This is a genomic window from Roseibaca calidilacus, from assembly GCF_001517585.1.
Classification (GTDB): domain Bacteria; phylum Pseudomonadota; class Alphaproteobacteria; order Rhodobacterales; family Rhodobacteraceae; genus Roseinatronobacter; species Roseinatronobacter calidilacus.
This window is the reverse complement of record NZ_FBYC01000004.1, coordinates 1,313,225-1,338,210: the sequence shown is the minus strand read 5'-3', so window position 1 is coordinate 1,338,210 and position 24,986 is coordinate 1,313,225. Positions and strand designations below refer to the sequence as shown.

26 protein-coding genes are annotated in these 24,986 nt (G+C 62.2%); 12 read left to right on the top strand and 14 right to left on the bottom strand.

What is annotated here, in order from left to right; all coding sequences use genetic code 11:
- The first annotated feature begins 5 nt into the window (after positions 1-5).
- The 10 genes from ntrX to AWT76_RS10095 all read left to right on the top strand — a co-directional run bounded on the left by ntrX (position 6) and on the right by AWT76_RS10095 (position 9,752).
- A complete protein-coding gene (ntrX, locus tag AWT76_RS10140; RefSeq protein WP_072246250.1) occupies positions 6-1,382 on the top strand; it encodes a nitrogen assimilation response regulator NtrX in 1,377 nt (458 codons plus the stop codon).
- 69 nt (positions 1,383-1,451) lie between these two features.
- Positions 1,452-2,828, top strand: coding sequence for a Trk system potassium transporter TrkA (gene trkA / locus AWT76_RS10135; protein ID WP_072246249.1), 1,377 nt, complete (start codon positions 1,452-1,454; stop codon positions 2,826-2,828).
- 55 nt (positions 2,829-2,883) lie between these two features.
- Positions 2,884-4,404 carry a TrkH family potassium uptake protein gene (locus AWT76_RS10130; RefSeq protein ID WP_072246248.1) on the top strand — a complete coding sequence of 507 codons (1,521 nt, stop codon included), beginning with the start codon at positions 2,884-2,886 and terminating at the stop codon, positions 4,402-4,404.
- A gap of 147 nt (positions 4,405-4,551) precedes the next feature.
- Positions 4,552-4,785 carry an RNA chaperone Hfq gene (gene hfq, locus AWT76_RS10125; protein WP_072246247.1) on the top strand — a complete coding sequence of 78 codons (234 nt, stop codon included), beginning with the start codon at positions 4,552-4,554 and terminating at the stop codon, positions 4,783-4,785.
- An 11-nt stretch (positions 4,786-4,796) separates the two neighbouring features.
- Entirely contained in the window at positions 4,797-6,104 is a 1,308-nt protein-coding gene (hflX, locus tag AWT76_RS10120; protein WP_245638803.1) for a GTPase HflX, read from the top strand.
- Between the two features lie 123 nt (positions 6,105-6,227).
- Positions 6,228-7,088: a GGDEF domain-containing protein gene (locus tag AWT76_RS10115; protein WP_176699380.1), complete on the top strand. Its 861-nt coding sequence runs from the start codon at positions 6,228-6,230 to the stop codon at positions 7,086-7,088.
- A 134-nt stretch (positions 7,089-7,222) separates the two neighbouring features.
- Positions 7,223-7,459: a twin-arginine translocase TatA/TatE family subunit gene (locus AWT76_RS10110; protein WP_072246245.1), complete on the top strand. Its 237-nt coding sequence runs from the start codon at positions 7,223-7,225 to the stop codon at positions 7,457-7,459.
- Positions 7,460-7,516: 57 nt separating this feature from the next.
- A complete protein-coding gene (tatB, locus tag AWT76_RS10105; RefSeq protein WP_072246244.1) occupies positions 7,517-8,041 on the top strand; it encodes a Sec-independent protein translocase protein TatB in 525 nt (174 codons plus the stop codon).
- Entirely contained in the window at positions 8,038-8,904 is an 867-nt protein-coding gene (gene tatC, locus AWT76_RS10100; protein WP_072246243.1) for a twin-arginine translocase subunit TatC, read from the top strand. The genes tatB and tatC overlap by 4 nt, the downstream gene beginning before the upstream one ends.
- On the top strand, positions 8,901-9,752 hold the full coding sequence (locus AWT76_RS10095; protein WP_072246242.1) for an ATP-binding protein: 852 nt from the start codon (positions 8,901-8,903) through the stop codon (positions 9,750-9,752). Before tatC ends, AWT76_RS10095 begins: the two co-directional genes overlap by 4 nt.
- 85 nt (positions 9,753-9,837) lie before the next feature.
- On the opposite strand, the gene putA is transcribed toward AWT76_RS10095, so the two are convergent.
- Positions 9,838-13,278 carry a bifunctional proline dehydrogenase/L-glutamate gamma-semialdehyde dehydrogenase PutA gene (gene putA / locus AWT76_RS10090; protein WP_072246241.1) on the bottom strand — a complete coding sequence of 1,147 codons (3,441 nt, stop codon included), beginning with the start codon at positions 13,276-13,278 and terminating at the stop codon, positions 9,838-9,840.
- Between the two features lie 122 nt (positions 13,279-13,400).
- Here putA and AWT76_RS10085 point away from each other — a divergent pair, with 122 nt between their 5' ends.
- Positions 13,401-13,871 (top strand): Lrp/AsnC ligand binding domain-containing protein, encoded by a 471-nt coding sequence (locus AWT76_RS10085; RefSeq protein ID WP_072246240.1) that lies wholly within the window; start codon positions 13,401-13,403, stop codon positions 13,869-13,871.
- 21 nt (positions 13,872-13,892) lie between these two features.
- Here the strand turns inward: AWT76_RS10085 and hpaR are convergent, their stop codons facing one another.
- Positions 13,893-14,399 carry a homoprotocatechuate degradation operon regulator HpaR gene (gene hpaR / locus AWT76_RS10080; RefSeq protein WP_072246239.1) on the bottom strand — a complete coding sequence of 169 codons (507 nt, stop codon included), beginning with the start codon at positions 14,397-14,399 and terminating at the stop codon, positions 13,893-13,895.
- 179 nt (positions 14,400-14,578) lie between these two features.
- On the opposite strand from hpaR, the gene AWT76_RS10075 reads away from it, so the two are divergent.
- Positions 14,579-14,836 carry a DUF2312 domain-containing protein gene (locus tag AWT76_RS10075; RefSeq protein WP_072246238.1) on the top strand — a complete coding sequence of 86 codons (258 nt, stop codon included), beginning with the start codon at positions 14,579-14,581 and terminating at the stop codon, positions 14,834-14,836.
- Between the two features lie 6 nt (positions 14,837-14,842).
- Here the strand turns inward: AWT76_RS10075 and AWT76_RS10070 are convergent, their stop codons facing one another.
- The 12 genes from AWT76_RS10070 to bchL form a co-directional block, all read right to left on the bottom strand.
- Positions 14,843-15,718: a hypothetical protein gene (locus tag AWT76_RS10070; RefSeq protein ID WP_072246237.1), complete on the bottom strand. Its 876-nt coding sequence runs from the start codon at positions 15,716-15,718 to the stop codon at positions 14,843-14,845.
- 174 nt (positions 15,719-15,892) lie between these two features.
- A complete protein-coding gene (locus AWT76_RS10065; RefSeq protein ID WP_072246236.1) occupies positions 15,893-16,339 on the bottom strand; it encodes a c-type cytochrome in 447 nt (148 codons plus the stop codon).
- A 67-nt stretch (positions 16,340-16,406) separates the two neighbouring features.
- The gene (hemA, locus tag AWT76_RS10060) at positions 16,407-17,618 is read right to left on the bottom strand and encodes a 5-aminolevulinate synthase (protein ID WP_072246235.1); all 1,212 of its coding nucleotides are present in this window, start codon (positions 17,616-17,618) and stop codon (positions 16,407-16,409) included.
- A gap of 24 nt (positions 17,619-17,642) precedes the next feature.
- On the bottom strand, positions 17,643-18,443 hold the full coding sequence (gene puhE, locus AWT76_RS10055) for a putative photosynthetic complex assembly protein PuhE (protein ID WP_072246234.1): 801 nt from the start codon (positions 18,441-18,443) through the stop codon (positions 17,643-17,645).
- A gap of 50 nt (positions 18,444-18,493) precedes the next feature.
- Positions 18,494-19,588 carry a magnesium-protoporphyrin IX monomethyl ester (oxidative) cyclase gene (gene acsF, locus AWT76_RS10050; protein WP_072246233.1) on the bottom strand — a complete coding sequence of 365 codons (1,095 nt, stop codon included), beginning with the start codon at positions 19,586-19,588 and terminating at the stop codon, positions 18,494-18,496.
- Entirely contained in the window at positions 19,585-19,881 is a 297-nt protein-coding gene (locus AWT76_RS10045; RefSeq protein ID WP_072246232.1) for a hypothetical protein, read from the bottom strand. The genes acsF and AWT76_RS10045 overlap by 4 nt, the downstream gene beginning before the upstream one ends.
- Positions 19,882-19,921: 40 nt before the next feature.
- Positions 19,922-20,398: a photosynthetic complex assembly protein PuhC gene (puhC, locus tag AWT76_RS10040; RefSeq protein ID WP_072246231.1), complete on the bottom strand. Its 477-nt coding sequence runs from the start codon at positions 20,396-20,398 to the stop codon at positions 19,922-19,924.
- A 13-nt stretch (positions 20,399-20,411) separates the two neighbouring features.
- Positions 20,412-21,050 (bottom strand): photosynthetic complex putative assembly protein PuhB, encoded by a 639-nt coding sequence (gene puhB, locus AWT76_RS10035; RefSeq protein WP_072246230.1) that lies wholly within the window; start codon positions 21,048-21,050, stop codon positions 20,412-20,414.
- A gap of 39 nt (positions 21,051-21,089) precedes the next feature.
- Positions 21,090-21,893, bottom strand: a complete 804-nt coding sequence (puhA, locus tag AWT76_RS10030) for a photosynthetic reaction center subunit H (protein ID WP_072246229.1) — start codon at positions 21,891-21,893, stop codon at positions 21,090-21,092.
- A gap of 20 nt (positions 21,894-21,913) precedes the next feature.
- Positions 21,914-23,347 carry a PucC family protein gene (locus tag AWT76_RS10025; protein WP_072247632.1) on the bottom strand — a complete coding sequence of 478 codons (1,434 nt, stop codon included), beginning with the start codon at positions 23,345-23,347 and terminating at the stop codon, positions 21,914-21,916.
- On the bottom strand, positions 23,344-24,021 hold the full coding sequence (gene bchM, locus AWT76_RS10020; protein ID WP_072246228.1) for a magnesium protoporphyrin IX methyltransferase: 678 nt from the start codon (positions 24,019-24,021) through the stop codon (positions 23,344-23,346). The genes AWT76_RS10025 and bchM overlap by 4 nt, the downstream gene beginning before the upstream one ends.
- Positions 24,021-24,920, bottom strand: coding sequence for a ferredoxin:protochlorophyllide reductase (ATP-dependent) iron-sulfur ATP-binding protein (gene bchL, locus AWT76_RS10015; protein WP_072246227.1), 900 nt, complete (start codon positions 24,918-24,920; stop codon positions 24,021-24,023). Before bchL ends, bchM begins: the two co-directional genes overlap by 1 nt.
- Positions 24,921-24,986: the final 66 nt, after the last annotated feature.

Here is a 24,986-nt window from a genome sequence, read left to right as displayed (position 1 = left end):
CGATTATGGGTGATATTCTGATCGTCGATGATGAACGCGACATTCGCGAACTGATTTCGGAAATCCTGCAAGATGAAGGGTTCAAAACCCGGCTTGCGGCCAATTCCGATCAGGCGATGGCAGCGGTGAATTCCGACCCGCCCGCGCTGATGATCCTCGATATCTGGTTGAAGGACAGTAAGATGGACGGGATCGACATTCTGATGTCGGTCAAGCGGTCGAACCCGGATATTCCCATTGTCATCATCTCGGGCCATGGCAATGTGGAAATCGCTGTCGCCGCGATCAAGCAGGGCGCTTATGATTTCATCGAAAAGCCCTTCAACATTGACAAGCTGCTGGTGGTGATCGGGCGCGCGATGGAAGCCTCGCGGCTGCGGCGCGAAAATCAGGACCTGAAGCGCCGCGATGTTGGATCGGCGCAGCTTTTGGGCGAATCGACCGCCTACCGGGCCTTGTTCGGCCAATTGGAAAAGGTCACGGGGTCGAATGCGCGGCTGATGTTCACAGGCCCCCCCGGCTGCGGCAAAGAGGCCGCCGCCCGCTATGTGCATGAAAATTCCGAGCGCGCCTCTGGCCCCTTCGTGACGGTGACATCGGCATCGGTCGAACCCGAACGCATGGAAGAGGTTCTGTTCGGCCGCGAAGGCCCCGATCGCGGGGTGGAACCGGGGTTGCTGGAACAGGCGCATGGCGGGGTGATCTTCTTTGACGAGGTCGCGGATATGCCGCTTGGCACGCAGTCCAAGCTGTTGCGGGTGCTGGTGGAGCAGCAATTCATCCGCACCGGCGGGGCCGACAAGGTGCGGGTTGACCTGCGGGTGATGTCAGCCACGACCCAAGACCTAAGCGCACGGGTGCGAGAGGGCTTGTTCCGGCAGGAACTGTATGACCGGCTGAACGTGGTGCCGATCCGCGTGCCGGGGCTGGAAGAACGGCGCGAGGATATCCCGCTGCTGGCCGAGCATTTCATCGACATGCTGCACGCCGCGCAAGGCTTGCCGCGCCGCACGCTGGACGACGCAGCGCGCGCGCATCTGCAAACCCTGTCTTGGCCGGGCAATATCCGCCAATTGCGCAACATGATCGAACGCGCGCTGATCCTTGGCGATGCGGGCCGCCCGATCGAGGTGGCCGATCTTCAGGCCGACAGCGTACCCGAGGAGTCGGGGCGCGGCCTGATGCTGTCGGGATCGTTGGCCACCTTGCCGCTGCGCGAAGCGCGCGAATTGTTCGAGCGCGAATACCTGTTGGCGCAGATCAACCGCTTTGGCGGCAATATCAGCCGGACCGCCAGTTTTGTCGGCATGGAACGGTCGGCGCTGCACCGCAAGTTGAAATCGCTTGGCGTGAACACGGCGCGCTTGTCGGCAAAGGGGTAAAGCCTTGCAAGCGCGCGCGCCTGCTGGCACATCAAGGGCTTCGATTTCCGCAACCAAGAGGCGCGGGCCATGAAGATCATCGTATGCGGCGCAGGGCAGGTGGGGTGGCAGATTGCGCGCCACCTGTCGGGCGAACGCAATGACGTCACCATTGTCGACAACAACCCCGTGCTGGTCCGCCGCGCGACCGAAACGCTGGATGTGCAGGGCGTGACGGGCTTTGCCAGCTACCCCGCCGTTCTGGAACAGGCCGGCGTGGGCGATGCCGATATGGTCATTGCCGCGACCTATTCGGACGAGGTGAACATGGTCACATGTCAGGTCGCGCATAGCGTCTTTGGTGTGACCAAGAAAATCGCGCGGCTGCGGGCCCAGACCTATCTGGACCCGAAATATGCCGACCTGTTCCGGCGCGAGCATTTGCCCATCGATGTTATCATCAGCCCCGAACGCGAAGTGTCGCTGGCGGCCATGAAGCGCGTGGCCTATCCGTCGGCCTTTGATGTGCACGAGTTCTTCGACGGGCGCGCGCTGCTTTTGGGGCTGGTGCTGGATGACAAATGCGCGGTGCTCAACACGCCGTTGCGGCAGTTGTCGGAACTATTTCCGACCTTGCGCGTGATGGTGGCGGGGGTGCGCCGGGCAGGCCATATGTTTGCTCCCGAACCCGAGGATCAGCTTTTCGCGGGCGATGCGGTGTATCTGCTGCTGGCGGCCGATGATGTGTCGCGCGTGTTCGAAGTGTTCGGCAAGGAAGCCCCCCGGCAGGAACGCGTGCTGGTCATTGGCGGCGGCAATGTCGGGCTGTCGGTGGCGCGGATGCTGGAAAGCCAGCCCCAGCGCGTGCGGGTCAAGGTTATCGAACGCGACCGCGCCCGCGCCGAGGCGGCAGCCGATGCGCTGGAACGTTCCATCGTGCTGCATGGCGATGCAATGGATTCCGACCTGCTGGAAGAGGCGCGCATCTCGAACACCGATGCCGTGGTCTTGCTGACCGATGACGACCGCACCAACCTGCTGGCGGCGGTGCGCGCCAAAAGCATGGGCGCGCGCATGGCGATTTCGCTGGTCAATGATCCGGGCATGGTGTCGCTGGCCGATGCCATGGGCGTGGATGCCTATATCAACCCGCGCGCGCTGACCGTCAGTTCCATTTTGCGCCATATCCGGCACGGGCTTGTGCGCTCGGTCTACATGCTGGGCGACCGAGAGGCCGAGGTGATCGAGGCCAAGGTGCTGGGCACATCGCAGATCGCAGGCCGGGCGGTGCGCGACATTGCCTTTCCCGAAGGCGCGCTGTTGATCGGGGTGCAACGTGCCGGGAAGTTCATGAAACCCAATAGCAGCATGGTCCTGCAAGAGGGCGATCTGGTGGTGATCTTTGCCCTGACCGAAGATGTGCCAAAGGTGGATGCTTTGTTGCAGGTTTCCTTCGAGCATTTCTGACCGCCATGGCTGCGCCATAGGCAAGCCGGTAAGGTCACAGCGCAAGGGGGCGCAGATGAAAGACAGCGCGCGCGGCACGATTGTCATGGCCGGGTTGATGGCGGTCACAGCCGGGGCAATGATCTTGCCTGCCGCGCTGGGCTTTACCCTGCGTGAGCATGAAAGCGCGCGCGCTTTCCTGTATTCGGCCAGCCTGCTGGGCAGTCTTGCGGGCCTGATCTACCTGTCGCGGCGCAACCTACAGCGCAAACCCGGTGCGCTGTCGCACCCGTTCTACATTCTGACAGTGTCCTACCTTGTCATCCCGCTTTTCATGGCGCTGCCGGTGACAGAGGCGATGCCGGGCGGTTTGCCGCTGTTCGATGCATGGTTCGAAATGGTCTCTGCCTTTACCACCACCGGTGCCAGCGCCTTGGACAGCGCGATGCCGCGCAGCCTGCTTGTCTGGCGCGCGATGGCGGCGTGGTTGGGCGGGTTGTTCGTGCTGGTCTATGCTGCGGCCCTGCTGGCCCCGATGAACATGGGTGGCTATGACCTTTTGACCGCACGCTCCCAAGCCATTGGCGAGGTGCCCGACTGGTCGCGCAAGATGCGCGCTACCCAGATCGGGGCAGAGGCAGGACAGGCCGATCTGGGCCGGCTATGGTCGCATATCCGCCTGATCGCCCCGGCCTATGCGGGTGTGACGGGGCTGTTATGGGTGGTCTTGTCGGTGCAGGGGATGCCGCCTTTGGTGGCGCTGGTCTATGCCATGTCCACCTTGTCCACATCCGGGATCGTGCCACATTGGGGGGCCGCGGACGGGATCGTGCAAGAGGTGGCGATCGCGCTGTTCCTTGGGCTGGCGCTGACCCGGCGCGGCTGGCCCGGTGCGGTGGTGCCGCAAGGCTCTGGCCCGCTCTGGCGCGATGACGAATTGCGCGTGGCGATTTGGCTTTTGGTTGCGGTCACCTTTGGGCTATGGGCTGTCAATGGCGCGGATGCGCTGGGCGCTGCCCCCGCTGCGGCACTGGCGGAACTGTGGGGCACGGGCTTTACCGCGCTGTCGTTTCTTGGAACGGCGGGGTTTGTCAGCACCATCGGCGCGCCCGAGGTGACGGCCTATGCCGGTCCCGGCGGGATCGTGCTGCTGGGGCTTGCAACGCTGGGCGGCGGTATTGCCACCACCGCGGGCGGGCTGAAGCTGCTGCGCGGCTTTGCGCTGCTGTGGCAGGCCAAGCACGAGGCCGAGAAGCTGATTCACCCCTCTGGCATGGGCGGCGACGGGCCGCGCTTGCGCGGGTTGCGCAGCGAAGGCGCGTTTTCCGCATGGCTGTTCCTGATGGTGTTTATCCTGACCCTGACCGCCCTTGTGATGGCGCTGGTCCTGTTGGGCCAGCCGCTGGAAGATGCGCTGATTTTCGCCAGCGCCGCCATAACCACCACCGGCCCTTTGGCGCAGATCGCCGGGCCAGAGCCGTTATCCTACGCAGCCCTTGCCGACCCGGCACGCGCCGTGCTGGCCCTGGGGATGATCCTTGGGCGGCTGGAATTGTTGATGCTGCTATCGGTGCTCTGGCCCCGCTTGGGGCGATAAACATTCAGGAAGGCTTGCAATTTTCGCCCATGGTGCAAATTTGTGCGCCGCAGGGCTGGAAGTTTCGCAAATCACGTTTCATACTGGGCGAATAGGGAGACGAGGCTCTCTGCGTATAGCAAACCGCCCTGACAAAAAGGCAAGCGCATGGCCAGCGATAAGCAAAATCTGCAAGATGCATTTCTGAATCACGTTCGCAAGAACAAGGTGCCGGTTACGGTATTCCTGATTAATGGGGTCAAGCTGCAAGGCGTGATAACCTGGTTCGACAATTTCTGCGTGTTGCTGCGGCGGGACGGGCAAAGCCAGCTTGTCTATAAGCACGCGATTTCGACCATCATGCCGGGCCAGCCGATCTCTCTCTATGAGGGTGAAGCGTAATCGCCCGTGAAGTGATCGACCTGACGGAACTGGGGGGCGAAGGCGGCAAACGTCTGACTCGCGCCTTTGTGCTGCATCCAGAGCTGAAATCGAAACCCGGTTCACGAGAGCCGGAAGATGCCTTGGCCGAAGCCATGGCGCTGGCCCATGCGCTGCCGGGGCTAGAGGTCGTGGGCGGGCAGGTCGTGCGCCTACCGCGCGCCCATCCGGGCCAATTGTTTGGCAAGGGAAAGCTGGAAGAACTGCGCCAAGCGTTGGAAGCGGATGAGATTGATCTGGTCCTGATCGATGGTCCCGTCAGCCCCGTGCAACAGCGCAATCTGGAAAAGGCATGGAACGTCAAACTTCTGGACCGCACCGGGTTGATTCTGGAAATCTTTGCCGATCGCGCGGCCACCCGCGAAGGCGTGTTGCAGGTGGAACTGGCCGCCCTTAGCTACCAGCGCACGCGGCTGGTGCGCGCGTGGACGCACCTTGAACGTCAGCGCGGTGGGCTTGGCTTTGTCGGCGGTCCGGGTGAAACCCAGATAGAGGCCGACCGCCGCGCCATTGACGAGCAGATGACCCGTCTGCGCCGCCAGTTGGACAAGGTTGCCAAAACTCGCGAATTGCACCGCGCCGCGCGGCGCAAGGTGCCCTATCCGGTGGTGGCGCTTGTGGGCTATACCAATGCCGGAAAATCCACGCTGTTCAACCGTTTGACCGGCGCGAATGTCATGGCCAAGGATATGCTCTTTGCCACGCTTGACCCGACCATGCGCGCGGTGCGGTTGCCCACGGGCAAGGATATCATCCTGTCCGACACGGTGGGGTTCATCTCGGAATTGCCGACACTGCTGGTCGCAGCGTTTCGCGCCACGTTGGAAGAGGTGCTGGAAGCAGATCTGATTTTGCATGTCCGCGATATCGCGCATCCCGCGACAGCGGCGCAGGCCGCCGATGTCGCCCATGTGCTTGCCGCTTTGGGCGTGGATGACGAGATCCCGCGCATTGACCTATGGAACAAGGCTGACCAGTTGGATGAAGCGACCCGGTTGCAGGTCGACCGTCAGGCGCAGCGGGCTGAGGGCGTGTTTGTTGGCTCTGCGCTGACCGGGGCAGGGCTGGACGCGCTGTTTGCTGCGATCACGGCACAGCTGGATGACGTGCGCCATCACGATACGGTCACCGTGCCCCATTCTGACGGGCGGTTGCGGGCGTGGCTGTATGGCCAAGGCGTTGTCGAATCCGAAGCGCAAGGCGAAACAGAGACCGTTCTGAGCGTGCATTGGTCTGACCGCCAGCAGGCGCGCTTTCGCGCCTTGCGCGACCGTACCTGACCGCAGCTTTTGCCTGCCGCCGGTTGTGGCTAATTTTTCGTTAACAAAATCTTACCACATTCTTGCCTTGTCCTTTGCATGGTTAAGAGCGACGAAAGACTTCGTTAACGAATGGGTCTTGTCATGAATGTTGCCGCGCAAAATTGCCACGACTTGTTCCCCGCCGCCGGGGCGCAGCCGTCCGAAATGTTTGAGGCCGACGCCCCCGCGCCGGGCCATTATGACACGATTTTCTATCTTGTTCGCCAGACCATTGGCGCGCGCCATGTCACGATCCAGCTTGATGGCGAACCGCGCCCGCCCGCTGACGAGCATATGGCGTGCCTTGAACACCCGCTTGTCACCCAAGGCCGCCGATTCGGCATGTTGCGCGCTTACGCCGAACAGTTCGAATCGGGCGCGTCGCACCTGTTGGCGGGTTTTGCCGTGCTGGTGGCCGAACAACATGCGCTGTGGTCCGAAGCCCATCTGGACGTGTTGACAAAGGCGTTGACCCGTCGCGCATTCATGTCGGACCTTGGGCGCGCGGCTGCAACCTTTCAGCGCAGCGGGCGGCAGTGCAGCCTGATCATGTTCGACCTTGACCATTTCAAGGCGGTCAATGACGTGCATGGCCATGCCGCGGGCGATGCGGTGCTGCGCGGCGTGGCGCATGTGGTGCAAGCCGAATTGCGCCGCTGCGACATTCTGGGCCGTCTGGGTGGCGAGGAATTCGGCGTTCTGGTCACAGCCGACCATCTGACGGCGCTGGACATTGCCGAGCGCCTGCGCGCCGTGATCGAGGCGACCGTGGTGCGCGATTACCCCCAGATCGACTTTACCGCCAGCCTTGGCGTGGCCAGCATGGACGCGCAGACCGACACCCGTGATGCCTTGATCGCACTGGCCGATGCGCGGCTTTATGCTGCCAAGGAAGGCGGGCGCAACCGCGTTCAGGGGGCCGAAGAGATGATGCGCGCCTTCGCGCTTCAGGCCGCTGAATAGCCTGTCGGCGGGCAAAGCCCCGCTGTTTTTGCTCCCAAGCGCAATTTGGGGCTTTGATTAGGGCGTGTTAATCCATAAATGGAATACGAGTAGTCCGGGCCCGCCACATGCTGGCCCGGCGAAGGGAGAATGACATGCTCAACAATATCGGCCCGGCGGGCTTTATCATTATCGCAGTGGTTGTGCTTGTCCTGTTCGGGCGCGGCAAGGTCAGCGCTCTGATGGGCGAAGTCGGCAAGGGCATCACCTCTTTCAAGAAGGGCCTGAAAGACGGCACCGACGAGATCGAGAAAAAGGATGACGACGCGTCCAAGACCGCACGCGACATCACGCCAGAAACCGACAAGGACAACGGCAAGGACCGGGTCTGATTGCCGCGCGCATGAGGTGTCTTGCTGTGAAATCCGCAAGCGGGCAAGGGTGTCGGCATGTTTGATCTGGGCTGGTCAGAACTTCTGGTCATTGGGGTTGTAGCGCTGATCGTGGTCGGCCCTAAAGACCTGCCCAAAATGTTCCGCACATTGGGTCAGATGACCGCCAAGGCGCGGTCGATGGCGCGCGAATTCAGCCGCGCCATGGAAGATGCGGCCGACCAGACCGGCGTCAAGGACGTGGCGCGCGACCTGCGCGGCATGACCAACCCGCAAGGGATGGGGCTGGATGAGCTGAACCAGATGAAAAACTGGAACCCGCTCAAGGACGACCCGAAATCCGACAAAACGGACGACAAGGGTGCCAAACCCTCTGCCCCCGGCGATGATGAGGACGAAATCGACCGTATCGCCGCCGAGATGGACAGCATGCGCAGTGACGCCGCGAAACGCGCCGCACCCAAGCCAGACCCCGCAGCCGCAGAGGCGCAGCCAGCGCCGACGGCCACGCCGTCCGACACGGGCAAACGTGACCAGACCGCCCCATCCAGCCCCAAGAGCGGCACGGACAGCAGCACATGAGCAAGGCGCAGCAAGACGACATTGACGATACCAGCGCACCGCTGATTGAACATCTGGCAGAGTTGCGCAACCGGCTGATAAAATCGGCGCTGGCCTTCATGGTCGGCATGGTGCTGTGTTTCACCGTTGCCACGCCGATCTTCAATTTTCTGACCGCGCCCTTGTGCAGCGCCTTGGCCGAACGTGGGCAGGATTGTGACCTGATCTTCATCAGCCCGCAAGAAGGGTTCTTCGTGGCGGTCAAAGTGTCATTCTTGGGCGGCTTCATGCTGGCCTTTCCCGTGATCGCGACCCAGCTTTGGCGCTTCGTGGCACCGGGGCTGTATCGGTCTGAACAGGGCGCGTTCCTGCCTTTCCTGATCTCCTCTCCGGCAATGTTCTTGCTGGGGGCCTCTTTTGCGTTCTACGTCGTCACGCCCTTGGCCTATGATTTCTTCCTTGGCTTTCAGCAATTCGGCGCAAGTGGCGAAGCCATGGTCGAAGAAGGCGCGGCGGCACCGTTGTCGGTCGTGTTCCAAGGTTCTGCGCAGGAATACCTGAACCTGACGATCCGCTTTATCGTGGCCTTTGGCATGTGCTTTCAACTGCCGGTGTTGCTGACGCTGATGGGCAAGGCCGGGCTGGTGTCCGAAGCGGGCCTGAAAGCCGGGCGCAAATGGGCCGTGGTTGGCATTCTGACGCTGGCCGCTTTGGTCACGCCGCCCGATGTGATAACCCAGATCATCCTGTTCGCGGTGGTTTACGGGCTATACGAAGTGTCGATCTGGCTGGTCGCCCGCGTGGAAAAGGCCCGCAACGAGCGTTTGCGCCGCGAAGGGCTGCTGGATGACGAGGACGAGGGCGAAGAGGCCGATAAGGCATGAATGACGACGCCCTGACGCGGATTGCCGAGGCGCTGGAGCGTCTGTCGCCCCCGCCCGGACGCGCGCCTGATCTGGACAGCGCCGAAGCTTTCGTCTGGCATACGGGGCCGGACAGGCTGCACCCCGTGGCACAGGTCAACCGCGTGGATCTGGATCTGCTGGTCGGCATTGGCCGCGCCCGCGACACCCTTTTGGCAAACACGCTGCAATTCGCACGCGGCTTGCCTGCGAATAATGCGCTGCTTTGGGGCGCGCGCGGGATGGGGAAATCGTCGCTGGTCAAAGCCGTGCATGGCGCGGTTACCGCGCAATTGCCGGATAGCGGGCTGAAACTGGTGGAAATCCAGCGCGAGGACCTGCCCAGCATCGGCCGCTTGCTGGACCTGCTGCGCGTGGCCGATGGCCGGTTCATCCTGTTTTGCGACGATCTGTCTTTTAGCCATGATGACCAGCATTACAAATCGCTGAAAGCGGTGCTGGACGGGGGCGTCGAGGGGCGGCCCGACAATGTGGTGCTGTATGCCACGTCGAACCGCCGTCACCTGATGCCGCGTGACATGATCGAGAATGAACGTTCATCCGCGATCTCGCCATCCGAGGCGGTGGAAGAAAAAGTCTCGCTCTCGGACCGTTTCGGGCTGTGGCTGGGCTTTCATGCCTGCGATCAGGATGATTTCCTTGCCATGATTGAAGGCTATTGCGCGGCCTATGGCCTGACGATTGACCCCGCGCGCCTGCGGGCCGAGGCGATTGAATGGCAAGCGACACGCGGCAGCCGATCGGGCCGCGTGGCATGGCAGTTCTTTACCGATCTTGCGGGGCGCGAAGGCGTGAGTCTGACCCGCTAGGCGTGTGGCCATTGTTGCCGGGGGCTTTGCCCCCGCCGCGGCTGCGCCGCGCCTCCCCCAGGATATTTGGGCAAGGATGAATGGGTCATGCCGCGACCTCTGCCAAAAGTTGCGCATTCCCGCCCGAAGCGGTGGTGTCGATGCACAGGTGGCGTTCAAACGCAATATGGGCGCGGTCGGGCCGGTCGGTGATAAGTGGCAGAATCGGCCCCTCGCGCCGTGCCAATGCCTGTGCAAGCTGGCGTGCGGTACTGTCATTGCCCCAATAGAGCACGCCGGAAAAGCCTTCGGCGCGGTCAAGGTCTTGCGGGATGCCCTGCAAGGCGACCGCGCGGCCACCAAGCGCCTGCACCGCCTGAACCTGTTGGTCCGCCAGATCGCGCCCCGGCCCAAGGCAGAGCAGTGGCGCACGGGTGACATCGCGCAGGCGGTTCGATTCGCCTGTCGGGCCGGGCAGGCCGTGTTCGCACAGCACGGTTTCCGGCGCAGGGGGTAGCGCCTTGGCCAAGGCAGCGGCGGGCAAAGGCGCAAGCTGCATGGCGGCTTGCGGCGCGGTGGGTTTGGTAAAGCGGGTCAGGTATTGGGGACCGCCCGCTTTGGGGCCGGTGCCTGACAGGCCCTCGCCCCCAAAGGGTTGGCTGCCCACGATGGCGCCAATCTGGTTGCGATTGACATACATGTTGCCCGCGCGGATGCGGTCCATCACATGCTGCACGCGCCCGTCTATCCGGGTGTGCAACCCGAAGGTCAGCCCATAGCCGGTGGCGTTCACATCGGCAATCACGCAGTCCAGATCGGCAGCTTTGAAGCGGGCGATATGCAGGACCGGGCCAAAAACCTCGCGCGTCAGATCGGCGATCCCGCGCACGCGCAGGGTGACGGGGGCGATGAAATGGCCCTCGGTCGGGGCGGTCAGGTCGTGCAGCACGCGGCCATCAGCGCGGGCTTGGGCGATATATTCAGCGATCTGGGATTGTGCCTGAGGGTCGATGACGGGACCGATATCAGTGGCCAGATGCCACGGGTCGCCCAGACGAAGCTCATCCATCGCACCAAAGAGCATTGTCTCGAACTCCTCTGCCACATCCTGTTGGATGTAGAGGCAGCGCAGCGCCGAACACCGCTGGCCCGCCGATTGAAAGGCAGATGCCAGCACATCGCGCACAGCCTGTTCGGGCAGGGCGGTGCTGTCCACGATCATGGCGTTCAGCCCGCCGGTTTCGGCAATAAGCGGTGCGCCGGGGGCAAGGTGTTCGGCCATGGCGGCCTGAATGCTCTTGGCGGTTTCGGTCGAGCCGGTGAAGGCCACGCCATTCACCCGCGGATCCGAGGTGAGCGCGGCCCCCACCGTGGCACCATCGCCCGGCAGCAATTGCAGCACGTCGCGCGGCACGCCGGCCTCGTGCAGCAGGCGCGTGGCGTAATGCGCGATGATGGGCGTCTGTTCGGCGGGTTTGGCCAGCACGCCATTGCCTGCCGCAAGCGCGCCTGCAATCTGCCCGGTGAAAATGGCCAGCGGAAAGTTCCACGGGCTGATGCAGGTGAAGATGCCGCGCGCGGGGTGCTCAAGGCTTTCGGCTTGGCCTGCATAATAGCGCAAGAAATCCACCGCTTCGCGCAATTCGCCCAGCGCGTCGGCTTGGGTTTTGCCGGCTTCGCGCGCAAGGATGGCAAAGATCGCGCCGAAATGGTCTTCATACAGATCGGCGGCCTGGGTCAGGATACGGGCGCGGCTGGCGGCATCCGTGCCCCACGGGTGCGCGGCGGCGAGGGCGGTCTGCACATCCTCGGGGCTGGCTTGGGTGACTGTGCCCAAACGGTCGCCGGGCCGGGCAGGGTTCTGCGCGGTATGGCTTGCCCCGCCCTTTGCGGTGCCTGCCATAAGCGGCGCGACCGTGAAGCTTGCCGTTTCCCATTCGGCGCGGGCCTTGGCAATCGCGTCCAGATCTTGGGCACTGGTCAGATCCCAGCCGCGCGCGTTGCGGCGGTTTGGGCCGAACAAATCTGGCCCATTGGCGATTTTCGGGTTTCCCCCGGTCACACCGTCAAGTGCGGCAAAGGGGCAGGCGGCGACGGTTTCGGGCGGCACGTTCTTATCTACGATCTGGTTTACGAAGGATGAATTCGCGCCGTTTTCCAGCAGGCGGCGGACCAAATAGGCCAACAGATCCTTGTGCGCGCCGACGGGTGCATAGATGCGGCAGCGCGTGCCCTCGCGCTTCAGGACAATGTCATGCAGCGCCTCTCCCATGCCGTGCAGGCGTTGGAATTCGAAATCGGCAGGGTCCACGCGCATCGCTTCGGCCATATGCAGCACTGCGGCGACGGTATGGGCGTTATGCGTGGCGAATTGCGGATAAAGCCGCGCGCGCGCCGCCAGCAATTGGCGCGCGCAGGCAATGTAATTCACATCGCTTGCGGGCTTATGGGTCAGCACCGGAAAGCCGCCCAGCCCCATGACCTGCGCGCGCTTGATTTCCGTGTCCCAATAGGCACCCTTGACCAGCCGCACCATCAGCTTGCGATCAAGGCTTTCAGCCTTGGAGGCCAGCCAGTCGATGACATTGGCGGCGCGGGGGCCATAGGCCTGCACGACCACGCCGAACCCGTCCCAGCCTTCCAAAGCGGGGTCGTCCAGCACGCGGTCTATGACCTGCAAGGACAGCGCCAAGCGGTCGCTTTCTTCGGCGTCTATGTTGAAGCCAAGCCCCAAGGCCGCCGCCAGCCGCGCCAATTCGCGGGCGCGGGGCACTAATTCGGATAGAACGCGGTCCTCTTGCGCAACCTCGTAGCGCGGGTGCAGTGCGCTAAGTTTGACCGAAATGCCCGGATTGGTGCGGATGTCATTGCCGGTGGCGCGCGCGCCAATGGCGCGGATCGCGCGCGCATAGGCGCTGTGGTAGCGCCGCGCATCTTCCATGGTGCGCGCGGCTTCGCCCAGCATGTCGTAGGAATAGCTATAACCGCGCGCTTCCATCTTGGCGGCGCGGGTCATGGCGCTGTCGATGCTTTCGCCCAGCACGAATTGACGGCCCATTTCCTTCATCGCGCGGGCAACGGCGGTGCGGATCACCGGCTCTCCCAGCCGCTTGACGGCACCGCGCAACGTGGCGGCGGCGGATGTGCCGCGCTCATCCAGCACGCGGCCCGTCAGCATCAGCGCCCAAGTGGACGCATTCACAAGGCTGGACGAGGACCGCCCCAAATGCTGGCCCCAATCCGAAGGCGCGATCTTGTCTTCGATCAGGTCGTCAATGGTGGCTGCATCGGGCACGCGCAACAAGGCTTCGGCCAGACACATCAGCGCTACACCTTCGGATGTGGACAGGCCATATTCCGCAAGGAACACTTCCATCAGGCCGGGCGCGTCAGAACTGCGGATATCGCGCACCAAGGCGCTTGCCCGGTCGGAAATCTGCGCGCGGGCGGTCGCATCCAGCCCGCAATCGGCAATGGCTTGGGCAATATGCGCGCCCTCGTCGCGCAGAATCTGCTGTGTTATGCTGTCGGGAACAGGAAAGGCCATTGCACGCTCCATGTGGCTTGATTGCCAATTTTCCGGATTATGACGGTTATGCCATTTCATTTCTCTCTATTTTGTGGTTTTTAGCAGTCATCTTTGCTGAATAATATGAGAAACGCAAAACAATGACCCGTATCAAGTTGGACAGCTTCGATCATGCGATTCTGCGCAATCTGGCGGTGGATGGCCGTGTCAGCGTAACGGAATTGGCCAATCGGATCGGGCTGACAAAATCGCCCACGCAAGCCCGTTTGCGGCGGCTGGAAGAGCAAGGCGTGATCCTTGGCTATCGGGCGCTGATTGACCCGCATCAGATTGACGCAGCGCATATCGCCTTTGTCGAGGTCAAGCTGTCGGACACCCGCGAATCCGCGCTAAGCGCCTTCGAGGCCGCGGTGCGCAAGGTGCCGGAAATCGAGGAATGCCACCTGATCGCGGGCGCGTTCGACTATCTGCTGAAGGTGCGTTCGCGCGATATCGCAACCTATCGGCAAGTGTTGGCCGAGCATATTTCGGGCCTGCCCAGCATTACCTCGACCTCGACCCATGTGGTGATGGAAGCGGTCAAGGAAACCGGGGCGAAACCGCCGGGCTAAGCGCAAACGGGGGGCGCGCCGTTAGCGGCCTGCGGCAAGTTTACGCCGGGGTTCCGCGATATCGCGCGCATCCTCGGCGTTCAGGGTTTCGACCGTGTCGCGCAATTCGCTAAGCAGGTTCATCAGGCTGTCCAGCCGTTCGGCGCCGAACGCGGCGGCAAGACGTTGATAATGCGGCTCGGATTCTTCCATCACGGCTTCAAACAGCGCGCGGCCGGTTTCGGTCAGCATAACGCGGTGGCGACGCGCATCAGAGCAGTCGACCTGCGAAATCAGGCCGCGCTGGGTCAGGCTGCGGAAGATGCGCGTCAAGGATGGTGGCAGGATAACGCAACGTTCAGACAAGGTGCGCGCGTCCAGACCTTCTTCTTCGGCCAAAGCGCGCAAGACCCGCCATTGCGGCATGGTCAGGTCACGTTGGTCAATGAAGGGTTTGAAGTAACGCGTTGTCGCCTCGCGTGTGCGCAACAGGGAAATCGGCAAGGATTTCTCGTATCTGCGCAGCTCGGTGGCTTTTCTATCGGACATCGCACCGCCTTTGCTGGTTTAAGAAAAAGGGTAACAGACTGGCCGCTGCTTTCAAATGAAAATTATTTCGCAGCTGCGATACCGCGCATTGCGTGGCAGTCTTGCCTCTTGCGCGTGCTGGCTTGTTTGGGCAAACCGGGGCGGAGCAACCCCAAGAGCCACCAGAAAGGCCAGACCCCATGTCCGACATCGCTGCCGACGCCTATAATGTGACCGCCGAAGAACTGCGCCAATTCGTAGAGCGGTTCGAGCATTTGGAAGCCGAAAAGGCCGACATCGCCGAACAGCAAAAAGAGGTCATGGCAGAGGCCAAGGGGCGCGGCTATGACACCAAGGTGTTGCGCAAGATCATCGCGCTGCGCAAGCGCAAGCCCGATGACATCGCCGAGGAAGAGGCGGTTCTGGAACTATACAAAACCGCCCTGGGCATGGTCTAAGCGCCGTCAGGGCTGAAGCAGCGTCACCCCGTCCATCGCGCCGAGGGTGGCGACATCATCGTCGTAAAGCTCTGATAGCAGGTCGACCATGTCTTCGGACCAGCCTGTGGTCGACACGTCGACATCAATTTTCGCTTCGTCGCAGAACTTGTCAAGAAAGGCCGCGATCACCCGTTGCCGTTGGTTGCGGTCCATGGGCGGGGCATTTTCCATATACTCTGCCAGTTTGGCCGCGCCGCCATCGACCAAGACGGTGTCAAACCAGTCATAGACATGGGCCAGCGGTTCGGGCCCGGCATAGCCAGAAACCGCGTGCAGCACATCTTCCCACAAGAAGGGGGTGTCTTCGTCGCACCAGATGGTGATCGGCGCTTCGGGAAACTGGTCGCGAATGGTGCGCACAAGGTCGGACCAGCGCAGTGCGGTTGGTTCCAGATCGCCGCGGATGATATTCGCCTGCTCGTCATTCACCGCGCCCAGCAGTGCCGGGATAAAGGATGCCGGGTTGCGGATGGACAGGAACAAGGACACGTTGTGCTCGCCAAACAGCGCACGCAGGGCTTTCACCCGTGGTTCCGCCATGGGGCATAATTGCGCGCGGCGCACGGCACTGGGCAGGGGCGCCAGGAAGCGCGCGGTCGACAGAACCAGACGTTCCGTGGTGTCAGAGGTGACGATGCTGTCAAGCAGCATCTCGCCTGCATCCGGGTCAAGCCCATGCTGCGCGTGCGATTTGATGGCATCAAGGATGCTCGTGCGAAACTGCGCCGCTTCCGGAACCTCTATTCCGACAGAGTGCAACAGTGGTTGGTTTTTTTCCAAGGTGCTGCGCAGCCGACCGTCATCGGTCAGATGTGCGCCCATATGTAAAGCAATGTCCATCGCGTGAAACCTCTTGTCGCCAATGGGTTTATTTCAGCGAATTGTGACAAGTTCTAGCTACAATTCGGGCCATATTCCGGCTTTGACCATCCGTGAAGGCAAAGGCCCCCGAGCGCAGGGGCGTCCGGGGGCCTGTTTGCAAAAGATGTGGCTTGCGCCAGCCGGCGGGCCGTTTTAGCCTTCTTCGACACCAAAGGTGGCAAGATAAGCAGCAACATCGGCCGCATCGCTTTCCGAACGCACCTGGAACGCCATCTGGCTGCGCGCGCGGTTGTCGTCCAGCGTTTCGCGCAGATAGCCGCGCGGGTCTTGCAGATAGGCGACAAGCTCTTCTTCGGACCAGACCACACCGGCTTCGGCCCCGGCCTCGACCAGCGAGTCGCCGTAGCGGAACCCGTCGACGATCCCGGCCTGACGCCCGATCACGCCATACAGGTTCGGACCGGTGCGCATATTGGGGCGCCCGGCAAGCACCTCGCCAGAATCGTCCACGACGTTGTGGCAGTTCTGGCACTGGCGCTGGAACACGGTTGCGCCATTCTCGGTATCCTGCGCGAAGGCTGGCAGGCCGGTCATGGTCAGCGCGAAGGCACCGATGGCGGCTTTGCTTGCGAATGTCATAGTAAGTTACTCCCTTGTGTTTCCCAGTATTGATGATGACCCGCGACAAGCACGAGTCAAGGAACGATTATGCGACCGCATGGGCGATTGCGCATTGCTTCCAGAGCGAGGCCAGCGCCTCGACCAGATGATCGATATCGGCATCCGAATGCAGCGGCCCGGGGGTGATGCGCAACCGCTCGGTGCCCTTGGGCACGGTCGGGTAGTTGATGGGCTGCACATAGACACCCCAGTCGCGCATCAGGATATCGGACAGCATCTTGCATTTGACCGGGTCGCCGATCATGACCGGAATGATATGGCTGTCGCTGGCCATATGCGGAATGCCGCGCGCATCCAGCTTGGCGCGCAACCGTGCAACCCGGTCGCGCTGCGCCATGCGTTCGATATCCGATTGCTTCAGGTGCCGGATAGAGGCGGTCGCCGCCGCCGCCACTGCCGGGGGCAGGGCGGTGGTAAAGATGAAGCCCGAGGCAAAGGAGCGCACGAAATCGCACATCGCCGCCGTGCCGGTAATGTAACCGCCCACCACGCCAAAGGCCTTGCCCAATGTGCCCTCGATCAGGTCAATGCGGTGCGCCAGCCCGCGTTCCTCGGAAATGCCGCCGCCGCGCGGGCCATACATGCCGACCGCGTGAACCTCATCCAGATAAGTTAGCGCGCCATGGGCTTCGGCCACTTCGACGATCTCGCGCATGGGGCAGATATCGCCATCCATGGAATAGACGCTTTCAAACGCCACGATCTTGGGGCGGTCGCCCACGGCTTTCAGCTTGCGGTCCAGATCGCGCCAGTCATTGTGCTTCCAGATCACCTTGTCGGCGCGCGAGTGGCGGATGCCTTCGATCATGCTGGCATGGTTGCCTTCGTCCGACAGGATCACGGCATTGGGGATCTTGGCGCCCAGCGTGGACAGCGCCGCCCAGTTCGACACATAGCCGGAGGTGAACAGCGTGGCCGCTTCCTTGCCGTGCAGGTCGGCCAGTTCTTCTTCCAGAATGCGGTGATAGTTGTTGTTGCCCGAAATGTTGCGCGTGCCACCGGCGCCGGTGCCACAATTCAGCACGGTCTGGACCATGGCATCCACCACATCGGGGTGGTGGCCCATGCCCAGATAATCATTCGAACACCAGACCGTGACCTCGTTCACGTCATCGCCATTGAAATGCCGAACCTTGGGAAAACTGCCGCATTGGCGCTCTACCTCTGCGAAAATGCGGTAATTGCCTTCGCTTTTCAGATCGCTCAGGCTGGCTTTGAAATGGGCGTCGAAGTCCATCTGGGTATCCCCTCGGTCGTTATTTCAGGTTTTTGTTTTGTCATTTGCCGGGGCCGGAAGCATCCAGCGCCAGAGTTTGTCGTCTTGCACGCGCCAGACCATGAACCAATGTTCCAGCAGCGCGAGTGCGGCCAGCATCGACAACAGCGTGAAGCCGATGATGTCGCCCATGTCGCCCGCCTGATGCGCGCGCCATAGCCGTTCCAGAAAACAGCCCACTGCAAGCGCCAGAAGCGTGACAGAGGCCGGGAAGAACCCGCTGACCGGGCCATGCCGAAAGTAGCTGGCCAGATGCGCGAGCGGCGAGGGCAAGAACGCCGTGTTGATATACGGCACCCCCAAAAATAGGTTCAGCTTGGCAGAAACCCGCGCGAAGAACAAAAGCGCGAAGGTCCAGAGCGCGAACGGGTTGGCCGCACCCCAAGCCGCATAGGCCAGTGACACAAGTGCCACGACCAGCACCGTTTCATGCCACGCGACCGTTCGGAATGCGGCAATAAAGCGCGCACGCGCCGCCAACCCCGGCGGGCATAGCCGCGTGTTCGGCCCCGTAATGATGCCCGACAGGAACGCCAGTTCCACCCAGCCCCAGATCGCCAGCGCCGACAGGAACGCGAACCACGCGCCTTGCGGGCTTGGATCGGCCAGCGTGGCATTCACCCCCAGCACACCGCCCGCGAACAAGGGCAGCGACAGGATGACCGACCACACATGGCTATCCGGCCCGCCCCGGTCGGCCGCATGCACGCGCCATAGCAGAATGCCCGTGGCAAACCACCACAGGAACAGCGCAGCCAGTGCAGCAATCCAAGGCGTGTCGAACATGCGCGCTCCCGTCAGGGGTGGGGTGCGCAACCGTCACGCACCCCACGGTTTCAATAGGCCGGTTCCAGCCGCACCGAGGCGGGCGGGGTCGATTTCTTGACCGGCAGCAGGTAAAGCCGCGCAAAGCCAAGCCCGGCGCTGGCCATGGCCGACCATTTCGCCAATTTGCCGCCCACACCGCCTTGCTTTTCCGCCGCTTCCATCTTGCGGAACGCGCGTTCAATCTTTTTCAGCGTGGGCATCCAGGCCGGGTGATCGATGTCCAACTCCATCGGGAAGACCTGCTTGGCGATCTCTCCGGTTTTGCGGAACACTTCCTGGTCATACCAGTCGATATCGACCCCCAATGCCTTGTGGAACTCTGGGCGCGCATGGTCGCGCACATACATCGTGGCGAAGACGGCGGTCAGGAAGAAACGAATCCACAGCCTGTTGGCAAAGCTGGTCGTCAGCTTGGGGTCGGTGCGCATCAGCAGGGCGAAGGCCTCGCCATGGCTGAATTCATCGTTGCACCATTCCTTGAACCATTTGAAAATCGGGTGAAAGCGCTGTTCGGGATGGGCCTCTAGGTGGCGGTAGATGGTGATATACCGCGCATAGCCGATCTTTTCCGACAGATAGGTCGCGTAATAGATGAATTTGGGCCGGAAATAGGTGTATTTCTTGGCCTTGGTCAGAAAGCCCAGATTCACCGCAACGCCCGCTTCGCGCAAAGCATCGTTGATGAAGCCTGCATGGCGCGCCTCGTCGCGGGCCATGTAGTTGAACAGCTCGCAAATATCGGGGTTGTTGCCGCGCCGCTTCATTTCCTTATACAGCACGCAGCCCGAGAATTCGGCGGTGCAGCTTGACACCAGAAAGTCGATGAACTCGCGCTTCAGGCCCGGCTCCATCCCGTCCCAATCGACCGTGTCCCAATCGGCGTTTTTCTTGAAATGGCCCTTGTTGGGGTCCGCTTTCATCTGCGCGATCAGAATATCCCATTCGGCGCGCACAGGCGTTACGTCGATGCGGTCCAACTCGTCGAAATCGGTAGTGTAGAAACGCGGGTTCAGCAGGGTGGATTCCTGCGCCATGGCGTTGGTGTCGAAACGGTCGCCCATTTCGGCGGCAAGTTCGTCATGGGTGGTGGCATGCATGTTCATAGCGTGATCTCCTCGGAAAATGAGAACTCGCAGAGTTCCATGAATTCGAAATCCCCCGTCATGCGGGTCCAGAACCGTTCCAGCGCGGTCGCGCGGGTGATGACGGCGGTGCGGTCTTCGGAAATGACCTCGCCCCAAGCGGCCAGCACGGGCGGGCCTTGGACCAGCACCTCGTCGCCGGGCTGAATGACAGAGCCGTCATTGAACCGCACATGTGCGTGCAGCGCTTCAAAGCGGTGGCTGACCTCTACGGTGCAGGGGACGTGTTCGACCTTTCGAGAGAAGAGTGACATTGTTTGGTTCCCTTGGTTTTTTATGGGTCGTCTGGTCGGCTTAGTAATCTTGCAGCATCGCTTCAAAAGCGGCGTGGTTTTCCGGGCCGAAGACCGTCAGTTCCACGCGGTAATCGGTCAGCGGGTCGATTGCGGCCAAGCGGCCATTTTCGAAGCGGATAATGTCAACCGGCAATGTGGGGTCTATCCCGTGGCGGCGGCGCATGGTCATCAGCCCATTCTGGATGACGGTAACGAAACCGCCATGATCCATGTCAGCCAAGACGCTGCCATCTTCGCGCAGCACGGTGACGGCTTGCGCGTCATGCCCGATCATGCGGATGGACCACTCTTCCAGCACGGGGGCCGGGGGCGGGATGGCGGCTTTCTCGCGGCCCGTGACGGCGGCGAAGGTGACAAGGACCAGCGCCAGAACCGGCAGCGCGAACATGGCGCGCACCAATCCGGTGGGGATCATGTCGTTCTTGTCTTCGCGCTTGAAGCCGGGCTTGAAACCACTGTTATCGGTGCTGGACATGTGCGTGCCCTCCTTATTCGGCGGCAACCAGATCGCCTTGCGGCGCGGTCTTGCGTTCGATAACGGGCTGGCTGATGCGCGCTTCGGCGGCTTCGGCCAGAATGCCTGCCACTTTCGCCGCGTCCGGGATGCAGCGCAAAGCCGGTTTGGTGACCTTCACATGGCCGGGGCGCAGATGCGGCCAAAGAACAAGGTAGGAAAACTGTGTTTCCCCAAGTGTTTCCAGCGCAATGGTGCCCGTGCCATTCTTGCGCAGTTTCAGATCGGCATTGGCAATCTGGCGGAAGGGCAGGTTCAGCGTAACCGTCAGCGCCGCCCCGATCCGCATGGCAACCCGCGCGGTGGTAATGGTATAGACGGTTGCGCGCGCCTGCACCCATGCCAGCAGCAGCACCACGGCAAAGGCCATGGCCCAAAGGATCGCATAGGGCAGGCCAAAGGCGAAGGCCCCCGCGCCCCCGCTTTCGGCCGCGCCGACACCGGCGCGCCACAGCACGATCACCGCGAAATAGGCGCTGATCCAGTTGATCTTGTAAGCCTCGACCGCCAGCGCCCAAGTATCGGGCCGGCCCTGCCACAGGATGTGTTCGTGTTCGGGGGGGCGCTCGGGCAACCCCTTCACGGGTTCGAATGCGAAATCATCATGTGACATGGGCCGGTTCCTTGTTTTCTTGGCGTTACGCGCGGTCGGTCAGGCAGGCTTCGACATCATGCCAGACAGGATTCGCAGCTTGCTCATGGGCGAGACACGCTTGTCATTGCGATACATGTAGCCACCCGCGTAGAAGGCCGAGACCTTCTCTTCTTCCAGCTTGGTGACCTGCGCGTCCGAGCTGATCTTCGGCGCATCGGTGAAAGAGCCCGAGTCGATCGAGTTGACATAGGCCATCGTCGCTTTCAGCCGCACCATGGTCATGGGCACAAGGCGCTTGCTGCCGTCATCCAGCGTCACTTCAAGGTAGCGCACAAGCTGTTCGGGCACATCCACCCACATATCAGTGACCTTGCCCGCCGGTTTCTGGTCATTGCCGACAACCGGCAGACCGCGCGGGTCGCGCCCGGCAGACACGGCGAATTCGCCGACCTTGGCCATGGGCTGGATCTTGGGGTGGCCGTGGCCGTCCAGTTCCGCCTCGTCGCGGCGCGCCGCCCAAGATGCCGGGCCAACACCGTCCAGCATCGGATCACCCGTGGGCGCAAAGGGAAAGCCGCCCGATTTCGCGGTGGGGGCCAGCGCCAGATCGCGGGTTTCGCGCTCGACCGGCGGGGCAAGGTATTCGCCGCGGCCATGCGGCAGCAAGAAGGTCTTGGGCTCTGGCACCGACAGGTTCGATCCCGCAGGGCTGCCATCGTCATTTTCCAGCGGGTAGCCTTCGCGCTGGTTCTCGCGCTGGATGTAGTAGATCAGCCCTGCGAAAAACAACCAGAAGGCATAAAGCGAGATCAACGCCAGATCGAAATTGCCAAAGAATATCCAGCCATATGGGGTTTCCATGGGTAGTCCTCCGTTTCAGGTCAGGTCGGAAAATCGGCAAGGCCGATCCGTTGGTTGCGTGGTTCGGTGGTAACGATACGGGTCCGCACCAGCGGCCCGAGGATGATGAGGGTCAGGAACAACAGCCCGATCTCCAGGTGGTAGACGACGGAATAGCCGATATCGGGGGTCATCAGGCCCGCGCCCAGATGGCCTGCATCGGCCAAGGTCTGAACCGTGTCGCGCAGCCCGCCGCCGATGATGGTGGCCAACCCCGCTGCCGTGGCTTGCGCAGCCCCCCAGGCACCCAGCGCCAGCCCGCCGCCGACACCGCCCCGGCGCGGCATTTCCATGGCGGCGGTCAGCGTGGTCACGGCAAACAGCCCCAGCCCCAGCCCGATCCCGAACGCCCCCGCAAAGAACAGCGGCGCAAATTGCAGCGGGCCTGCGAAGATGACGGCGGAAAAGGCCAAGATGCCGAACAACAGGCCCCGTCCGGCCAGCCGGAACGGGTCTGCATCTTGCCCCAACCCGCGCGCGGCCCACAAAAAGCCGATCAACGCGCCCACGGCCCAAACGGCGGTCAGCGTGGTCGTGGCGGCAACCGACAGGCCCAGCACATCGCCGCCATAAGGTTCCAGCAGCACATCCTGCATGTTGAAGGCCAGCCCGCCCACGAACACGACCGCCAGCAACCGGCCCGCTTGGCCGCCCTTGATGTAATCATTCCATGCATCGCGAAAGGACGGTTGCGGCGCCGCGCGCTCTGCGCGGGTCATGGGGCGGACATGCTCTTGCTTCCACAGCGCGACAATGTTCAGCGCCAGCGTGACCACGGCGCAGCCCTGCACCACGCGGATCAGGGTCAACTCGCTGAAATCGCGCAGCAAATAGCCCACGATCAGCGCTGAAATCGCCATGCCTGCAAGGTAGGTGACGTAAAGCAGCGCCACCACACGCGGGCGGGTTTCATCCGTCGCGCGGTCTGCGGCCAAGGCCACGCCGGCGGTCTGGGTCATATGCAGTCCAAGGCCGGTCATCAGAAAGGCCAGTGCCGCCAGAACCTCGCCTGCAAATGGCACGTCATAGACATTGTCGCCATTCAGCACGATCAGCGCAAACGGCATGACCGCAAGGCCCCCGAACTGCCAGAGTGACCCGAACCACAAATACGGTATGCGCTTCCAGCCAATGGCAGAGCGGTGATTGTCCGACCGGAACCCCAGAAACGCCCGAAACGGCGCGATCAGCACCGGCAGCGCGATCATGATTGCGACAAGGCTTGCGGCCAGTGACAACTCCACGATCATCACCCGGTTCAGCGTGCCCAGCAGCAGCACCGTGGCCATGCCCACGCTGACCTGAAACAGGCTCATCCGCCAGATCTGCGCCAGTGTCAGATCGGCGCTTGCCGCATCCGCGAAGGGCAGCCAACTGGCGCTCAGGTTCTTGATCGTGCCTTTGCCGATAATCATGGCCGCACCTTCAGGCATTCGGAAATGTAGAATCCGCGCGACACGCGGCCCACGCGGCCCAGACCCGTGACGTTCATGCGCCGCCAGTCATGCGGGATCATGGTGGGCGAGCGGTCCGAGCGCGGGAATATCTTGCCCGCGTTCCACATCGCCATCAGCAGCGGCGTGCGCGGGGCGACGGTAAACACGACCTGACCCGCGCGCGCCGACAAACCGTCGAGCGCCGCTTCCAGATCGGGCTGCGCGTAGTAGATCAGGCTGTCCATCGCGATCACATGGTCGAACCGGCCCAGACCTTCGGCCAGCATATCGCCGGAAGCGAACGTCACATTGCCGGCCAAACCCTTGGGCAAGCGAGTTTCTGCAATCTCGACCAGCTTGGGCGAGATATCAATCGCCACCACATCCGCCCCGCGTGCGGCAAGTTCCGCGCTTGCCGCCCCGGTGCCGCAGCCCGCATCCAGCACGCGTGCACCGCGCAGGTCGTCGGGCAACTGCGCCAGCATCATCGCGCGCATCGCGTCGCGGCCCTCGCGCACGGTCTGGCGCACGCGGCTGACCGGCGCGTCCGATGTCAGACGCTCCCACACGCGCGTGGCCGTGCCATCGAAGTAGCTGGCAACGCGAAGGCGCGTGGCGTCATAGCTCGCGCTGGAAGTGGCGGTGTCGCGCATCAATCGAACCCCAAAAGCTCAAAGATTTCGCGGTCGGGCAGGGATTGCGGGTTCAGCTCTTCCTTGGTGCCGGTCAGAAGCGCATTGGCCAGCCGCAGATATTCCGCGCGGCAAGCCAGAATGTCCTCATCCGCGTCCATCTCGAAAAGGGTCTTTTTCTTCAGGCGCGAACGGCGGATCGCATCCACATCCGGCATATGCCCGATGCGTTCGAACCCTGTCACGTCACAAAAGCGGTCCACCTCATCGGTTGCTTTCGAACGGTTGGCAATGCAGCCCGCCAGCCGCACCTTGTAATTGGCTCTTTTGGCTTGCACGGCGGCAATGATCCGGTTCATCGCATAGATGCTGTCGAAATCATTGGCGGTCACGATCACGGCCTTGTCGGCATGTTGCAAGGGTGCAGCAAACCCGCCGCAGACCACGTCGCCCAGCACGTCGAAAATGACCACATCGGTGTCATCCAGCAGATGGTGCTGCTTCAACAGTTTCACCGTTTGGCCCACGACATAACCGCCGCAACCGGTGCCCGCGGGCGGCCCGCCCGCTTCCACGCACATAACGCCGCCCCAACCTTCGGTCACGAAATCCTCGGGGCGCAGTTCTTCCGGATGGAAATCCACCTCTTTCAGAATGTCGATCACGGTGGGTTGTAGCTTGCCCGTTAGGGTAAATGTGCTGTCATGCTTTGGGTCGCAGCCGATCTGCAACACACGTTTGCCCATGCTGGCAAAGGCCGCCGACAGATTAGAGGAGGTGGTCGATTTGCCGATCCCGCCCTTGCCGTATATGGAAAACACCGTGGCGCCTTCGATCTTCTGCGCGGGGTCCAGATGCACCTGCACCGAGCCTTCGCCGTCTTGCCCATTCAGGCGCGGTATTTCGTCTCTCGGGCTCATGGCGTGTTTCCCTTCATCCTTGCAAAAATATCCCGGGGGTGCGGGGGCTGGCCCCCGCGGGTCGGA

Coding starts and splice junctions, on each gene's coding strand:
- ntrX (WP_072246250.1), top strand. CDS start 6: ATGGGTGATATTCTGATCGTCGATGATGAACGCGACATTCGCGAACTG.
- trkA (WP_072246249.1), top strand. CDS start 1,452: ATGAAGATCATCGTATGCGGCGCAGGGCAGGTGGGGTGGCAGATTGCG.
- AWT76_RS10130 (WP_072246248.1), top strand. CDS start 2,884: ATGAAAGACAGCGCGCGCGGCACGATTGTCATGGCCGGGTTGATGGCG.
- hfq (WP_072246247.1), top strand. CDS start 4,552: ATGGCCAGCGATAAGCAAAATCTGCAAGATGCATTTCTGAATCACGTT.
- AWT76_RS10115 (WP_176699380.1), top strand. CDS start 6,228: ATGAATGTTGCCGCGCAAAATTGCCACGACTTGTTCCCCGCCGCCGGG.
- AWT76_RS10110 (WP_072246245.1), top strand. CDS start 7,223: ATGCTCAACAATATCGGCCCGGCGGGCTTTATCATTATCGCAGTGGTT.
- tatB (WP_072246244.1), top strand. CDS start 7,517: ATGTTTGATCTGGGCTGGTCAGAACTTCTGGTCATTGGGGTTGTAGCG.
- tatC (WP_072246243.1), top strand. CDS start 8,038: ATGAGCAAGGCGCAGCAAGACGACATTGACGATACCAGCGCACCGCTG.
- AWT76_RS10095 (WP_072246242.1), top strand. CDS start 8,901: ATGAATGACGACGCCCTGACGCGGATTGCCGAGGCGCTGGAGCGTCTG.
- putA (WP_072246241.1), bottom strand. CDS start 13,278: ATGGCCTTTCCTGTTCCCGACAGCATAACACAGCAGATTCTGCGCGAC.
- AWT76_RS10085 (WP_072246240.1), top strand. CDS start 13,401: ATGACCCGTATCAAGTTGGACAGCTTCGATCATGCGATTCTGCGCAAT.
- hpaR (WP_072246239.1), bottom strand. CDS start 14,399: ATGTCCGATAGAAAAGCCACCGAGCTGCGCAGATACGAGAAATCCTTG.
- AWT76_RS10075 (WP_072246238.1), top strand. CDS start 14,579: ATGTCCGACATCGCTGCCGACGCCTATAATGTGACCGCCGAAGAACTG.
- AWT76_RS10070 (WP_072246237.1), bottom strand. CDS start 15,718: ATGGACATTGCTTTACATATGGGCGCACATCTGACCGATGACGGTCGG.
- AWT76_RS10065 (WP_072246236.1), bottom strand. CDS start 16,339: ATGACATTCGCAAGCAAAGCCGCCATCGGTGCCTTCGCGCTGACCATG.
- hemA (WP_072246235.1), bottom strand. CDS start 17,618: ATGGACTTCGACGCCCATTTCAAAGCCAGCCTGAGCGATCTGAAAAGC.
- puhE (WP_072246234.1), bottom strand. CDS start 18,443: ATGTTCGACACGCCTTGGATTGCTGCACTGGCTGCGCTGTTCCTGTGG.
- acsF (WP_072246233.1), bottom strand. CDS start 19,588: ATGAACATGCATGCCACCACCCATGACGAACTTGCCGCCGAAATGGGC.
- AWT76_RS10045 (WP_072246232.1), bottom strand. CDS start 19,881: ATGTCACTCTTCTCTCGAAAGGTCGAACACGTCCCCTGCACCGTAGAG.
- puhC (WP_072246231.1), bottom strand. CDS start 20,398: ATGTCCAGCACCGATAACAGTGGTTTCAAGCCCGGCTTCAAGCGCGAA.
- puhB (WP_072246230.1), bottom strand. CDS start 21,050: ATGTCACATGATGATTTCGCATTCGAACCCGTGAAGGGGTTGCCCGAG.
- puhA (WP_072246229.1), bottom strand. CDS start 21,893: ATGGAAACCCCATATGGCTGGATATTCTTTGGCAATTTCGATCTGGCG.
- AWT76_RS10025 (WP_072247632.1), bottom strand. CDS start 23,347: ATGATTATCGGCAAAGGCACGATCAAGAACCTGAGCGCCAGTTGGCTG.
- bchM (WP_072246228.1), bottom strand. CDS start 24,021: ATGCGCGACACCGCCACTTCCAGCGCGAGCTATGACGCCACGCGCCTT.
- bchL (WP_072246227.1), bottom strand. CDS start 24,920: ATGAGCCCGAGAGACGAAATACCGCGCCTGAATGGGCAAGACGGCGAA.